Annotated in this window: 16 protein-coding genes; 6 read left to right on the top strand and 10 right to left on the bottom strand. The window is 44.7% G+C overall.

All coding sequences use genetic code 11. From position 1 onward, the window contains the following. Positions 1–303: 303 nt before the first annotated feature. Together FTU82_RS14235 and FTU82_RS14230 are read right to left on the bottom strand one after the other, a co-directional pair. Complete coding sequence (locus FTU82_RS14235; RefSeq protein ID WP_100329847.1) at positions 304–726, bottom strand: beta-lactamase hydrolase domain-containing protein; 423 nt, start codon at positions 724–726, stop codon at positions 304–306. After that, on the bottom strand, positions 719–1054 hold the full coding sequence (locus tag FTU82_RS14230; RefSeq protein ID WP_005098133.1) for a TIGR01244 family sulfur transferase: 336 nt from the start codon (positions 1052–1054) through the stop codon (positions 719–721). The genes FTU82_RS14235 and FTU82_RS14230 overlap by 8 nt, the downstream gene beginning before the upstream one ends. Positions 1055–1179: 125 nt before the next feature. Here FTU82_RS14230 and FTU82_RS14225 point away from each other — a divergent pair, with 125 nt between their 5' ends. Genes FTU82_RS14225 through FTU82_RS14215 form a run of 3 tightly spaced genes read left to right on the top strand, consistent with a single transcriptional unit; the run spans position 1180 to position 2954 of the window. Continuing rightward, positions 1180–2076 carry an alpha/beta hydrolase gene (locus tag FTU82_RS14225; protein ID WP_180001509.1) on the top strand — a complete coding sequence of 299 codons (897 nt, stop codon included), beginning with the start codon at positions 1180–1182 and terminating at the stop codon, positions 2074–2076. After that, complete coding sequence (gene trxC, locus FTU82_RS14220; RefSeq protein WP_180001508.1) at positions 2077–2508, top strand: thioredoxin TrxC; 432 nt, start codon at positions 2077–2079, stop codon at positions 2506–2508. It begins immediately after the preceding gene. Positions 2509–2513: 5 nt separating this feature from the next. Continuing rightward, positions 2514–2954: an acyl-CoA thioesterase gene (locus FTU82_RS14215; protein ID WP_218944670.1), complete on the top strand. Its 441-nt coding sequence runs from the start codon at positions 2514–2516 to the stop codon at positions 2952–2954. A gap of 62 nt (positions 2955–3016) precedes the next feature. On the opposite strand, the gene FTU82_RS14210 is transcribed toward FTU82_RS14215, so the two are convergent. Together FTU82_RS14210 and FTU82_RS14205 are read right to left on the bottom strand one after the other, a co-directional pair. Next, on the bottom strand, positions 3017–3520 hold the full coding sequence (locus tag FTU82_RS14210; RefSeq protein ID WP_005098116.1) for a DUF4442 domain-containing protein: 504 nt from the start codon (positions 3518–3520) through the stop codon (positions 3017–3019). 28 nt (positions 3521–3548) lie between these two features. Next, positions 3549–4037, bottom strand: a complete 489-nt coding sequence (locus FTU82_RS14205; RefSeq protein WP_005098115.1) for a YajQ family cyclic di-GMP-binding protein — start codon at positions 4035–4037, stop codon at positions 3549–3551. A 91-nt stretch (positions 4038–4128) separates the two neighbouring features. Between FTU82_RS14205 and FTU82_RS14200 the strand changes: the two genes are divergently transcribed. Further along, complete coding sequence (locus FTU82_RS14200; RefSeq protein WP_005098114.1) at positions 4129–4443, top strand: rhodanese-like domain-containing protein; 315 nt, start codon at positions 4129–4131, stop codon at positions 4441–4443. 173 nt (positions 4444–4616) lie between these two features. On the opposite strand, the gene mnmC is transcribed toward FTU82_RS14200, so the two are convergent. From mnmC to FTU82_RS14180, 4 genes are read right to left on the bottom strand one after another with little or no spacing between them, the layout of a single operon-like run. Beyond that, positions 4617–6515, bottom strand: a complete 1899-nt coding sequence (gene mnmC, locus FTU82_RS14195) for an FAD-dependent 5-carboxymethylaminomethyl-2-thiouridine(34) oxidoreductase MnmC (RefSeq protein ID WP_180001507.1) — start codon at positions 6513–6515, stop codon at positions 4617–4619. Positions 6516–6554: 39 nt separating this feature from the next. Continuing rightward, entirely contained in the window at positions 6555–7061 is a 507-nt protein-coding gene (locus tag FTU82_RS14190; protein ID WP_005168651.1) for a hypothetical protein, read from the bottom strand. A gap of 5 nt (positions 7062–7066) precedes the next feature. Further along, positions 7067–7369 (bottom strand): YciI family protein, encoded by a 303-nt coding sequence (locus FTU82_RS14185; RefSeq protein ID WP_005098111.1) that lies wholly within the window; start codon positions 7367–7369, stop codon positions 7067–7069. Between the two features lie 28 nt (positions 7370–7397). Next, on the bottom strand, positions 7398–8009 hold the full coding sequence (locus tag FTU82_RS14180) for a septation protein IspZ (RefSeq protein WP_005168649.1): 612 nt from the start codon (positions 8007–8009) through the stop codon (positions 7398–7400). 44 nt (positions 8010–8053) lie between these two features. On the opposite strand from FTU82_RS14180, the gene FTU82_RS14175 reads away from it, so the two are divergent. Then, complete coding sequence (locus tag FTU82_RS14175; RefSeq protein ID WP_005098107.1) at positions 8054–8908, top strand: PHP domain-containing protein; 855 nt, start codon at positions 8054–8056, stop codon at positions 8906–8908. Between the two features lie 74 nt (positions 8909–8982). Here the strand turns inward: FTU82_RS14175 and FTU82_RS14170 are convergent, their stop codons facing one another. Then, a complete protein-coding gene (locus FTU82_RS14170; RefSeq protein WP_005168648.1) occupies positions 8983–9894 on the bottom strand; it encodes a bestrophin family protein in 912 nt (303 codons plus the stop codon). Between the two features lie 64 nt (positions 9895–9958). Then, complete coding sequence (radC, locus tag FTU82_RS14165; RefSeq protein WP_180101497.1) at positions 9959–10660, bottom strand: DNA repair protein RadC; 702 nt, start codon at positions 10658–10660, stop codon at positions 9959–9961. Between the two features lie 113 nt (positions 10661–10773). Between radC and coaBC the strand changes: the two genes are divergently transcribed. Next, on the top strand, positions 10774–12048 hold the full coding sequence (coaBC, locus tag FTU82_RS14160) for a bifunctional phosphopantothenoylcysteine decarboxylase/phosphopantothenate--cysteine ligase CoaBC (protein WP_005098105.1): 1275 nt from the start codon (positions 10774–10776) through the stop codon (positions 12046–12048). The last annotated feature ends 182 nt before the right edge of the window (positions 12049–12230 follow it).

Genomic DNA, 12230 nt, shown 5'->3' with positions numbered 1-12230 from the left:
GTCATGAGAAAGCCCATATAAATGGGTAATGTACAAGTTGCTGTAGAAGCATGTTTAATTCGTCTGATCACAGATACTTTATAAAGTATTTTAATACTTTTTTGAATCCGTCAATGCGTAAGTCCTAAAGAATATAGTTTTACTATTTGAAGATTATCATATAAAAAAAATGGCGCAAAGAGCGCCATTCTCATTTGCTCAGAACCTTATAGAGTAGTTCCCACACTTACGCCTACAGTTGGCTTCAAGTTCATTGAACTACAGCCGATAAAGGTCAAGCTCAGACATAACACCACTAAGATTTTATTCATGAATCAATCCTTGAGATTTAGCCTGGTTAAACAAGGTCGCTGAACGTGTACCACTCCGGCAAACCATCAAAATAGGTTTAGGTAGCTCATTATAATATCGAGCAAATTCCTCAATATTGGCCTGAGAAAGCTGACCACTCACCACAGGCTGATAAATCACACTCACTTGAGATTTCTCCGCAATGGAGCGTAATTGACTCACCGTGACATTATTGCCAGTTTCCTGATCCGGCCGGTTTACAATCACAGATTTGAAACCTTGCTGAATCAATTGCTGAAACTTGCTTAATGTCATTTCACCTGACACACTCAGCGAAGAGGTCATTGCACGGCTGAGATCATTTGCGGCAAAACCAAGTGAGCTGACACTTAAACAGCTTGCCAGTACTACAATTTTCCAAAAAGACTTAGTCATCCAGCAGGTCCATCTGTTTTGCCAGTTGATATAAATTATTTGAGCGATTTCCAGTACGGCAGAACATCAGAATAGGTTTCGGTAATTCATTATAATGATTGGCAAAAGTACGTACATCGAGCTCAGTAATCTGACCAGCGACGACAGGCTGAAAGACATAATCCAGACCGGCACTGCGTGCAGCTTCTTCAATTTGTGCACTGGTCGGCTGCTCAGAACCACCTTCCATATCCGGGCGGTTATTGATAATAGATTTAAAACCTTTCTCGACCACCTGAGTCACGTGTTCCGGACCAATTTGACCAGCAAAGCCTACATTTTCGCTCATGACGCCACTCCATCATTTCATTTATATCGATATGCTTTATGATAGCATTAAGCGGAAAACATGCTGAAGCTGTTGTGAAATTTTTATAAATGATGATCACCATAAGATAACGCAATGGAGCGCGTATGCAGGCTTATACAGTTGAGCCACTGTATGTAAAAAGCGGTCAGGATGTGATTGCTGCAGATTTTTATCGGCCTAAAAATATAGAAAAACCGGCCGTGATCTTGATGGCCCATGGTCTGGCGGCCTTACGTCAATTTAAACTGGTGCACTATGCCCAGCATTTTGCCAGTGCCGGCTATGCGGTGGTGTTATTCGATTATCGCTATTGGGGCGGCAGTACCGGGCGACCGCGTGAGCTGGTCTCGATTTCTGCCCAGCTGGATGACTGGCGAACCATGATCAAGCATATTCAGGCACGTAAGTCGATTGACAGTCAACGGATCGTGCTCTGGGGAACTGCCTTAAGCGGAGGGCATGTACTCACCCTGGCAGCAGAACTGAAAAATATTCAGGCCGCAATGGTACAGGTCCCTTTTGTCGATGGGGCTGAAAGTGCCAGGCTTTATCCTTTGCAGCAACTCCCCAAGGCACTTAAGGTTTCTAGTCAGGACTATATGGGAAGCAAGGTCGGTATGCAGCCCAAAACCTTGCCGGTGGTCGATCCTTACGAGCTGTGTTTTATGCCGACACAGGACAGCTACAAGGGTTATCTGTCGATTGTGAATCCGGATTATTATTGGAGTGGTCAAATTCCTGCGCGGGTCTTTTTTAATTTAATGCGTTATCGCCCGATTCAGCAAGTTAGAAAAATCACCATTCCTGTGCTGTTTATTGCAGCAAAACTGGATAGTTTAATTCCGATTGAATCCAGTCGCGAAACCGTGACCAATCTTGCACCGTTTGTACAATATCAGGAGTGGAATATCCGGCATTTTGATATTTATCATGGTGAATGGTTTGAAAAAGCCGTTTCAACCCAATTAGAATTCCTACATCAACATATTGGAGTACGCTAGATGATTATTGTATGCCCAGAATGTCAGGCCAAAAATCGTGTTCCTGAAGATAAACTCACCGCCAACCCTGCCTGTGGTCAATGTCATCAGGCCCTGATTCCATTGGCGCCAATTGAATTAAATGAGCAGAATTTCAGCCAGTTTGTCACCCATAGTGATTTACCAATCCTGATTGATCTCTGGGCAGGATGGTGTGGCCCCTGTAAAATGATGGCACCGCATTTTGCGACTGTCGCGCAGCAATATCCAAACGTGGTTTTTGCAAAAATTGATACCGAAGCGAATCCGCGCTTAAGTTCAGCATTTAATGTTCGCAGTATTCCGACGCTGGTGTTGATGAATAAAAGCAACGAAATTGCTAGAATAAGCGGTGCATTACGATCAAGCGAACTACAAAAATGGCTTGATCAGCAGTTAAATACCCAACCCTAATTCAAATGCCTGGAGTGAATGTGTCAGATTCTCAAGTAAAACCAGAGGGGATTCTTTCCCTACAAACGATCGCAATGCCTGCAGATACCAACTGGAGTGGTGATGTGTTTGGTGGCTGGATCGTTTCACAAATGGACTTGGCAGGCGCGATTCACGCAGAACGATTTTCAAAGGGACGTTGTGCCACGATTTCGATTAACCAGATGACCTTTCTGGTTCCAGTGAAAGTCGGGGATGTCATTAGCTGTTATACCCAGATTTTAAAAGTTGGCAAGACCTCTATTCAGATGGAAATTGAAGTCTGGGACAGTCATGATGATTCACGTGCGCCGATTCGTGTCACAGAAGGAGTATTTACTTTTGTCGCGGTCGATGTAAAAGGCAATAAGCGTCTGATTCCAGAGGAAGCCAAACAGAAGTTTTTAGAGTCTCAAGCAGCCCAATGATTGAATGAGATATAAAAAAAATCCCAGAGATCATCTCTGGGATTTTTCTTGCGTAGAAAGAATTATGATTGCTTGAGCTGATCTTTGGCAATCCAGGCCCAGAGCATTTCACATTGAATCGGCGTTTCACCGGATTCATCCGTGACCGTGACCTGAACCAATGTTTCGCCTTTATCGGAGCTTTGCATGAGTGCTTGTTGCTCCGGCGTCAAGGTAGCGACTGCAGTCATGGCGCCTTTGGTCGGACGTTTAAAATCAATCTTCAAACTTTTGATTAATACAATCGCGGTATCCGGCACATTCATTGCTGTCACAAAGCCGGTCGCAGTTTCTGCCACTAAGGCCATGGCGCAGGCATGTACCTGACCAATATGGTTTTGCATGGCTTTATGGTTGGCGATTGTGACCACCACTTTTTCCCCACTGAGTTCTACATAGCGAATCTTGGCAGAACCTACCATGGGAATAATCCGACCAAAGGTTTTACTCAATAAAGTACTACGAATAGCTTGAGGTAGTCTGGAAGTAGCTTTTACCAGTTTGGTCAGTCGATTGCGATGCGTCATAATTCCTTCTTTAAGACACTGTGCGGTCTTAATCTTTAAAGTTATTGAACTGTAAAGGCAGACCAAATTGCTGTTCTTTTAAGAAGGTCATCACTTGTTGCAAAGTGTCGCGCTTCTTGTCCGTTACACGAATCTTGTCACCCTGAATAGAAGATTGCGCTTTAATGCCGCTTTCTTTAATGGCTTTATTGATTTTTTTTGCGGTATCAGAGTCAAGACCGTCTTTGAGCTTGATCACCTGAATCACGTTTTTACCAGAAGCGGTCATTTTCTGTGGATCGAGTGCCTGAATATCAACTTTGCGTTTAAAGAAATGACTTTCGAGCATGCTATACACTTGTTCACACTGGAAATCACTTTCAGTCGAAATCTTGATTTCCTTGTTTTTTTCATTCAGTTCAATAGAAACGTCCTGACCGCGGAAGTCAAAGCGGGTCGCAATTTCTTTTTGCGTGTTTTGAACTGCATGATTTACTTCAAAAATTTCTAATTCAGAAACAATATCGAAAGAAGGCATGGTTTAGACCTTTACAAATGGAAAGAATATCTGAGATGCTAGGGATGTTTTCTTCATTTGCCAAGTGTTGTTTACATCAAAGGAGTGCGCAATGATCCGTAAACAAGAAATTACAACATTTGAGTTCCCAGAAAATGCAATTATCTGGGATGTACGCGATACAAGTGCTTTTGCTGAAGCACACGTGAAAGGGGCGGTGAATCAGCCCATTAACGATCTTTCAGCAGAGAGCCTAACTCAGGTGTCAGCGGATCAACCCATTTACATCTTGTGTGGTGGGGGTAGTAAAGCTCCACGTGCTGCTGAAAAACTAGAGGGTTTTGACAGTTCACGTGAATATGTCATTCTGATGGGGGGTACTCGTGCCGCCCGTGATGCAGGCTTACCGCTTGAACAGGGTGCATAAGCATTCTGTTAAAAAAAAGCGCCGCAAGGCGCTTTTTTATTGGCTGAAATTTAATCCCTCCCAACCTCCCTTTTCTAAAGGGAGGAGCTACAGGCATTCTATTTATTCATAAAAGTATAAAAAAGTCCCCCTTTAAAAAAGGGGGACTTAGAGGGATTCATGCAAAAGGGTAATTAAATTTGTGGCTTAAAATAAGGCTTCTTGGTTTTTACTTTCTTTTGAAAGCGGCTCACGCTGAGTTTTTTAACCAGACTTGCCGGAACAGGACAGGCTTCACCCAGAATCTGGGCGGCCAGAATTTCACTACAAAGGGGTGCAAATAAAAAGCCTTTGGAGCCTAGACCGGCAAAACTATAAATTTCCTGTTCAGGCTGCATTTTACCGAGTAAAGGAAAGTAATCCTGACTTTGGGCACGTAGCGCTGCACGGCCTTGCCAGGTGTCCATCGGTGCTAATGACGCGGCATAATCTGGAAAGACGCTCTGGAGCAGCTCATGATTATGTGCATGATCTTCTGGGAGCACCTCTGTATCCTCCCGGCCGGGATGGAAAGATGCACCGAGAATTAAATGTGTATCATCCAGTTGCATACAATACCCACCGTAGTTATAAGCAGTATCTTTGCTTAAAGGCTGAGCGCTATTGTTTAGCCAGCTCACTTGTCCACGAATTGGCTTGAGTGCCGGATAATGCTCAAAGAATTGTGCTGTCTCGCGCGCGCTACAAACCAGCACATGATCAAACTGACCCAAACAATTTTCATTTTCAAAAAGTTTGGGTTGAGATAGCTGCTCAATTTTGGTGATTTTTGCTTGGATATATTTAATATTCGGATGCTGTAAAATTTCATCACGCAATTGATGCGGAGAAATAGTTCCTGCTGCTAAAAGTTTTAAACTTGAATATTCAGTATGCAGTTTCTGCTCATCCGCCGTTTGCACTGAAAGAATATGTGCTGGATATTCATTTGCCAGACTTAAAAGAGTTTCAGGATGTTTGAGTGCCAATTGACTGACCTGAATCGGTCGAAAGGCTTTGAATTTTGCATAATGAGTCAGGGCATGTTGCCAAGCCAAGGTCATTAAATGTTCTGCACTCTGCTCAATCGGGCAGAGTTTTGGGTTCAGGAGCGCAAGCGGGTTACCAGAACCACCAGCAAGTGGCGCTGATTGATCGTAAATCGTGACTTGGTGGCCACGCTGCGCAAAGGCCCAGGCAGCACTTAAACCTGCGATTCCGGCACCAATAACCGCAATCTGGCGTACGTTAAATTCAAGCTCAGGATTTAATGCTGTTTTTTTTTGAGTAATATCCTGATCTGCACCCGAATTGGCTGGTTCAGATAGCTTCCAGATGGCTTTGAGCATTTCACGTTTATGTCCAAAACCTCTTGGACGTGAAATGGAAATCCCATGGTTATTTAGGCCACGTTTCAGGACACCTGCGACACTAAAAGAAGCGAAAGTGGTGCCAATCTCGGATAAACGCACAATATTATTTAAAACATTTTCTTCCCACATGTCTGGATTACAAGACGGCGCAAAACCATCCAGAAACCATGCATTCACAGGTGCGGTTTTTTCCATGATGGGAAATACATCATGGGCATCTCCAAGCCACAAGTCGATTGAGAAACGTTGTTCAGGGAAGCTTAAACGGTGGCAGCCTGCAATTGGCATCGGATATTGGGAAATCAGTTGATCTGCCAATGGCTTGAGTTCAGGCCAGACATTTAAAGCGCGAATCAGATCGGGTTTAGAGAGCGGAAATTTCTCCACTGAAATCGCATGCAAATGACTGTGATTGTCCGGACGGGTCTGTTGCCAGAGCTGCCATAACGCCAGAATATTCAGGCCTGTGCCAAAGCCGGTTTCGCCCACACAAAAATATTCAAACGGTTTTAAGTCAGTCAGGCGGGTCGGCAGGTCATTGCCATTTAAAAAAACATGGCGGGTTTCCAGCAAACCATTGTCTTTAGAAAAATAAACATCGCCAAACTGTTTAGAGACAGGCACTTCAATGCCATCCACCAATTGCCAATCGAGATCGGCGGTTTGAATTGCATGCGACAAAACGACTACAACCTTAAATAAGTCCGAAAGGGGAATAGATTACCATTGACGGCGACGCTTGGTATAAACGTAACTGGCAATCAGAAAGCCCAGCAAAACGCCCACGGCCAAAGTGGCAGCACCATACAGGAACATCTGCGCACTGCGTTCGCTTTGTAAAACCTGTACTTGCACGCCAAGATTGTCATTTCTGAGCTGTAGTTCCTGATTTTGTGCTAACGCTTCCAGATTGGCTTTTTCCAGCTGTTGCAGACGCGTCGCCTGATCCTTCACCAAAGCTTTTACTTTGGCGTCTTGCTGAGCTTTATTTCTGGCAAGTTCTTCAGCAGTCAGTGGCTTATTTCCAGTTGCCGGAAGGGCTTGAGATGCTGTTGCAACCACAGGGATAATTGCAGGTTTTGGCGTAGCAGTGGGGGTTGCGACCGCAGCTTGTACAGCAGCAGCGGCGACACTGTTTGGTGTTGTCTGAACTGTGGCAACTTCTACTGCCCATACAGAATGAAAGGTACAACAGAGGCCAATAACACTGGCAAGAACAACACGCATAAACCTTATCCTTGAGGGAATGCTTTGTTAAACGGTTTCACATCAATCTGTGCATATACACCTTCTTTCAGGAAGGGTTCATCCTCTAGCCAGGTATCCAGGTCTTCACGGCTGTCAAAATCGACAATGATGGTACTACCATAAAAGCCGGCTTGTGGATTACTCGGATCTTTCGGCATCGCGCCTGCAACAATCAGACGGCCTTCATCATTCAGCTTTTGCAAGCGGGCAAGATGTTGTGGACGAATGGCAAGACGTTTCTCCACTGTACCTTCCTGATCGGTACAGCTAACGACAAATAATGGCATGATGATTCTCAATTGTTTGTAGTTGGATTTATTCAGCAGTCTTAAAGTATTTACGCAATACAATAAACTGGATAATGATAAAGGAAAACATCACGATCATGTCACCGAATGCCGTGAATTCGCCCCAATATTTTCCATCCAGCCACAAGTAGGCAAAGAAGGTATGTAAAAATGACATCAGTGCAAACATGGCGACCCAGGCATAGTTCAGTTTGATCCAGCCTTTTTCACTTAAGTTGAAAACCGGACCAAACAGACGCTGAATCAGTGGCTTTTTATCTTTACTAAACCAAGGCGACAGCAGGAATACGCCGGCAAAGACCAGATTCAGCAATACCGCCTTTAAACGGATATAAAAATCATCGCTCAGCATCAGAGTGATCCCACCAAAAATCACGGTCATAAACAGCACAATCCATTGCTGCTTATCCAGGCGGAATTTTTGCATGACAAATAACGCACCATAGACCACCAGCATAGCAATAATCAGACCAGTGGTTGCCACAAGAATATTATTATTGTCGACACCCCCCGCAGAACCGATCAATTGCAAAAGTTGATGGTCAGTGTCTTTTGGATCTACAGTTTTATATAAATAAAAGAAAATAATGAGTGGCACAAAGTCTAAAAGTGCTTTCATGTTAGAGTATCTAAATCTGATTAAATAAATGTCATAGTATAGAGATGCACGGCGTAGATTTACATACACATAGCAATATTTCTGATGGAACTTTAACTCCACAGCAATTGGTCGAGGCTGCCGTAGAGAAATCGGTGCATACTTTGGCATTGACAGATCACGACACTATGGATGGCCTGGAACTGGCACAAGAAGCCGCTAAAAATCATGAGATTAAGATCATTTCTGGGGTGGAAATCTCCAGCCAGTGGTCACGTCCAGCCACCAAGAAAAATTATGGCGTGCATATTGTTGCACTGAATATGCAAAATCCTGAGCCTTTACAAAAAGCCCTCAATCAGCAGAAGAAAATCCGGGCGGAACGCTCGAAACAGATCTGTGACTTACTGATTCCTTTAATTGGTCAGGATATTTATGCCGATGTACTGGTCAAAGTCGATAATATCCCTGATCGGGTAACACGGACGCATATTGCCAAAACCTTAGTAGAAAAAGGTATTGTGACTCGCCCGCAACAGGCTTTTGATAAGTACATCAAGGAAGGCAAGAAAGCCTATGTCAAATTTGATGGCTTGAGTCTTGAAGACACGGTTCAGGTGATTCATGAAAGTGGCGGTTTTGCGGTGCTGGCACATCCGACCAAATATGACCTATCTGCGACCAACATTCGTTACCTGATCGAGATCTTTGCCAAGTTTGGTGGCGACGCCGTTGAACTGCCGCCAGCGGTAGATCCAAGTTCTACTCGCCAGATGGTCGATCGGATGATTGCGGAGCATCGTCTGAAAGTTTCGATTGGCAGTGACTTTCATGGCGACCATATGCCATGGATCAGACTCGGGAATGTGCCGAGCCTAAAACCGGGACAAGTCGGGATTTGGGAGAGTTTTGTTGATTGAGTGCTTTACTCGAACTTTGTTCTTGCAAAGCAGAAGTGCCCTTTGCTGATAGAAAAGGGCAAGAGAAAAATAAATTACAGTAGGTTATGATCTTTGGCCTGAATCGGTGGTGGGGTTGGTTTGCCTAATGTGCCTAAGAGTTCAATTTCAATGGTACGTACCATCGAATCGAGTGGCAAATCATTACTTTGCGTGCCAAAAGGTTCTTCAATTTCTGAGCTTAAGGCATCTAGTCCTAAAAAGGTATAAGCTAAAATACCGACCAGTAAAGGCGTAAATAAACCTAATGTTGAACCCAGGCTAAAGGGCAAAATAAAACAGAAAAAATAGACGGTACGATTCAGCAAGACTGAATAGGCAAAAGGTAAAGGCGTCGTCGCAATCCGGTCACAACCAGTCTGGACAATACTCAACTCCGCCACGTGATTATTCATCTGCATATAGATGATGTCTGAGATTTCACCTTCTTTGAGCGCCTGCATTAACTCCCATTGAATCAGGCTTAAGGTATATTGCGGCGCGTTGGCCTGTTGATAGAGCTGGGTCACAGCTTGCTGGCTCATGCCGCTGGTTTCAACCAGTTCGGTCGGATTGGCTGTCTGATGGCGTAGCCGGTCACGGAGAACATTGGCAAAGACAATCACGTGCTGAATTACACGTTCACGGCGACCTTGAGACAGCATCCGGCAATCCCGGTCAAAATGTCGTGAATTGGCAATCAGAATACCCCAGAGTTTGCGGGCTTCCCACCAGCGGTCATAACAGGCCGAATTCTTAAATCCGAGAAAGATCGACAGTACCACTCCAATCAGGGTAAAGCCGACCAGGGGTAATTCTGGAAAATGAAAAGAGCCAATATGTGACAAGCCACCGATAATGGCCGAGATCAACATCACTACGCCTAAAGGTGGCAAAACTTTCGGCAAAATTGTACCTCGCCAGGAAAACAGCAATTTAAAAAGACTTGGCTGGTCACGTACAATCATTTATTGGAATCATCACAGTTTTTTCATGATCTTCTTGACTTGTGCCAGCTTTGTCAAGTGCTAATCACCTGTGTATTTCGGGTTGAATGAGTTGCTGCTCGGCAAAAGAAAAACTGCCCTCTAGGTCAATGATACAGTGGTCGATTAAATAAATATCGACCAGTTGACAGGCTTGCTGAATCTGGCGAGTCAGATGCCGATCTGCTGGAGAGGGATAGGCCCGGCCGAGTGGATGATTATGCGCAATTACAATTGAGGTTGCCTGTTGGGTAATTGCATAGCGCAGTAATTGATTAATCGAAATATCACATGCATTCACAGAGCCATAAAACAGTTTTTTAAAGCTGATTTTTCTTAAACTGGCATCCAGACACAGCACTGCAAGCACTTCCTGAGTTTCACCGAGCAGTTCAAAACGTAAATAATCCCGTAACCGTTTGGAATTATTGAGCTCCAGTGCATCCTGTTTCAGATGTTCGGAAATATAACGCCGTCCGAGTTCCTTGACGGCCATGAGTTGGGTATATTTACTGATGCCCATGCCATGAAACTGGCTGACTTCCTGTAAAGGTGCATCCAGTAAGGCAGTGAGATGACCGAAATGCTGAATCAAGAGTCGGGCAAGTTCGACTGCGGAATGTTGCTGGGAGCCCGAACGAAGAAAGATGGCCAGTAGCTCGGCATCGGACAGACTTTCTGCGCCATATTGAATTAAGCGTTCTCGCGGCCGTTCTTGTTCCGGCCAGTTTTTAATAGAAAATTGCATAGTTATTAGACTTATTTATTATGAATTATCAGTTTTCCCGCAAACCGATCTCTTGGGAATGCGGTTATTTAATGCTATTGTGAGCCCCACTGCAACAGAAAGGTAGCCTGTTTGTGAGCTTCGACGTAAGTGTAATTCCTCATAAAAATATCATTTTAGCTGTGACTGGCGGCATTGCTGCCTATAAAAGTGCGATTCTGGTTCGTCGTCTGAAAGATGCCGGATTTAATGTGCGGGTGGTGATGACCCAAGGGGCACAGGCTTTTATTACACCTTTAACGTTTCAAGCCTTATCAGGCAATCCGGTCCATACGGCATTACTGGATCCTGAAGCGGAAGCAGGTATGGGGCATATCGAGCTGGCACGTTGGGCGGATCTGTTACTGGTTGCACCTGCAAGTTGTGACACCTTGGCAAAGTTTGCAGCAGGTCTGGCAGATGATTTGCTCAGTACTTTATATCTGGCGACCAAGGCACCGGTCTGGGTAGCGCCTGCCATGAACCAGCAAATGTGGGCAGCTAAGCCAACACAACGCAACTTGGCCACTTTAATTGAAGATGGTGTGCATGTGATCATGCCGGATGCCGGATCTCAAGCCTGTGGCGATGTGGGTTTAGGCCGTATGCCTGAGCCGGAAGATCTGGCACGACAAGTCACAGAATATTTCCATCAAGCACAGCGTGCGATCGCAGAAAAATTTGGTCAGCTTGCGGGTAAACGTGTCACCATCACCGCAGGTCCAACCCGTGAAGCGATTGATCCGGTACGTTATATTTCCAATCACAGTACCGGTAAAATGGGCTTTGCTCTGGCAGCTGCCTGTTATGCCGCTGGGGCAGATGTGACCCTGATTGCAGGGCCAGTGACTCTGGATACACCAAATGGCGTCAAACGCAAAAATGTCAGTTCTGCCGTAAAAATGCTCAATGAAAGCATGCAGATGCTGGAAGATGGCTGTGATATTTTTATTGCAACTGCTGCGGTGGCGGATTACCGCGTGGCGGAAGTTGCAGAACACAAAATTAAAAAATCTGGCGATGAGCTGAATGTGGCGCTTGTGAAAAATCCGGATATTGTTGCGACCATCGCCCAGCAAGAGAAACGTCCGTTTATGGTCGGTTTTGCGGCGGAAACCCGCAATATTGAAGAATATGCCGCGGGCAAACTGGTCGCGAAAAAACTGGATATGATTGCCTGCAATGATGTCTCACGTGCCGATATCGGTTTTGCATCGGATGAAAATGCCATGACCGTATTTTTTGCCGAACAGTATCAGATGGATAAGCGTGATCTGGAAAAAGCCTCCAAGCAGGAAATTGCCCAGCAGCTGATCGAAGCGATTCATGATGCCTTGCATCGTGATCCATCCAGTGATGACGATTTTTAAAAGAATCTTCACAAAAAAAAGCCCTGTTAGACTCAGGGCTTTTTTATGAGTAAATTTTGTCCCGTCCTGAAATAAGTTTACACCTTAAGAGACTTATTTTATGGAACATGCACGAGAACAACGAGTTAAGCGCACACAACGTGATTATAGCTTCGCCTTTAAAATGATGGTGGTACATGAAG

The organism is Acinetobacter sp. YH12151 (assembly GCF_013418355.1).
In the GTDB taxonomy this organism is placed as follows: Bacteria; Pseudomonadota; Gammaproteobacteria; order Pseudomonadales; family Moraxellaceae; genus Acinetobacter; species Acinetobacter pseudolwoffii.
Note: the sequence above shows the minus strand (reverse complement) of the source record. Positions and strands in the feature narration are given on the sequence as shown.